The organism is Nocardiopsis xinjiangensis YIM 90004 (assembly GCF_000341145.1).
GTDB lineage: Bacteria > Actinomycetota > Actinomycetes > Streptosporangiales > Streptosporangiaceae > Nocardiopsis > Nocardiopsis xinjiangensis.
Genome location: NZ_ANBE01000074.1, coordinates 1 through 1,723, shown reverse-complemented (window position 1 = coordinate 1,723; position 1,723 = coordinate 1). Strand labels below are relative to the sequence as shown.

Here is a 1,723-nt window from a genome sequence, read left to right as displayed (position 1 = left end):
GCGACCGGGCGCGAGGCCTTCTCCGGGCCGACCCAGGCCTCCCGCATCGCCCGCATCCTCGGCGGTGAACCCGACCTCGAGGGTTTCGACGGCCCGTTGCGCGAGGCCGTTCTCGCCTGCCTGGACAAGAACCCTGCAGGCCGTCCCGACGCCGCCACCCTGCTGCAACAGCTCGTGACGCTGCCCGCCGAGGGTGCCGCCGCCACCGGATCCGCGGCCGGGGGAAGGGCACCCACGACGGTCGATCCGACGGCCGGCAACGACCGGCCCCGGAGGGAGACCTCCGCGCCCGAGCAGATGCCCGGCACCAGGGTCGCCCCGCCCGGGAGGACCGATCCGACCCGTGCCTACACCCGTGCCGCCGACCCCGGGGACCGGGCCGCTGCCCACCAGGAGCCCCCGGCCGCCTCCTTCGCGCCGAGCACGCCCGGGGACGCCCGCGACTCCGGCCCGGGCCCGTCGGGGAGCTGGGCGCACCGCGACGGTGTACCGCCCTACCATTTCCTCGGTGTGCGCCACGAGGATCCCGGGGCACTCGCCGAGACCATGCAGCAGAACTGGAACGAGGCGTTGCGGGTCTTCTCCGATTCGGGCGAGCGCGGTGCCCTGAGCGCCTGGCTCACCGACGACATCGGTGACACCCTGGTCGACCGATCCTTGTTCCGCCGCAAGGTGACCGACGCCAACCTCGCCCTGGCCACCTTCGTTGCCCAGGTACGTCCCGACCTGCCGCCCGTCTTCCGCGGCCGTACGGTCACCCTCGAGGCCCTCACCGAGCAGTTCTCCGACCCCGCCCCGGTCCTGACCGGTGCTCCCCAGGCCAACGAGCTGGCGCTGCTGGCCCGCCCCGAGGTGCTGCGCACCATGGGCCGGCACCACAGCGACCGCCTCGGCGAACTCCAGCGCCTGGCCGACCAGCTCGAGGCCGCCGAACGTGCGGGGACCGACTTCCAACAGCAGCTCTCCGACGGGATCAACGGATGGGGCGAGGTGCAGGGCGGCGTCAACCCCGCGCTGGTGCTGACCTTCCTGCTCGGGCCGCAGCCCCCGCCCCGGCCCGCCAGTGACGACGCCGGGGTACGCGAATGGATCGACATCCTGTGGGCCAGGGGCGCCACGGCCGCGCAACCGGCCGCGGCGGGGTACGCGGCGGCCGTCCACAGGTGCCTGCCCACCCTGGTCACGCTCGCCCGCCAGCGCCGCGAATGGGAAGGCCGCTACGCCGCCGTCGCCACCGAGCACGAGGCCCTCGTGAACTCCGTGCGCCGACAGAGCTACCTGGAGCGCGGCAAAACGGTCTCCAAGTGGTGCCTGCTCGGACTCATCGGCAACGTCGTCGCCGGTGCGGTCGAGTCGGAGCTCCTCATGGCGCTCTCGGCCTTGGTCTTCGTCGCCGGGGTGATCGGTGTGGTCGTCACCGGGCCGGTCCTGCGCCTCGGGTACGGGCCGCCCGCCCGACGTGCGCAACGGGCCATGGAACTGCGGAGCCGCACGGAGCATCTACGACAGTTGCAGGGCGGTGTGGACCGTATCCAGCGTGACCTGGACGCCGCCCGGCATCTCACCTCGGGCTGAGCCGGCCCGATCGACCCCTGATCTCCCCACACAGAAAGAGGACTCCAGTGGCACGACCCGGCCAGGTCCTGGGCGGCTTTCGTATCGAGCGTTCCTTGGGGCGCGGTGGTTTCGGCGAGGTCTTCCTGGGTGAGGACGATTCCGGACG

General features: G+C 72.7%; 1 protein-coding gene. It reads left to right on the top strand.

What is annotated here, in order from left to right; all coding sequences use genetic code 11:
- Positions 1-1,575, top strand: a 1,575-nt coding sequence (locus D473_RS27545) for a serine/threonine-protein kinase (protein ID WP_017611533.1), incomplete at its 5' end; no start/stop codon positions are given.
- Positions 1,576-1,723 lie beyond the last annotated feature (148 nt).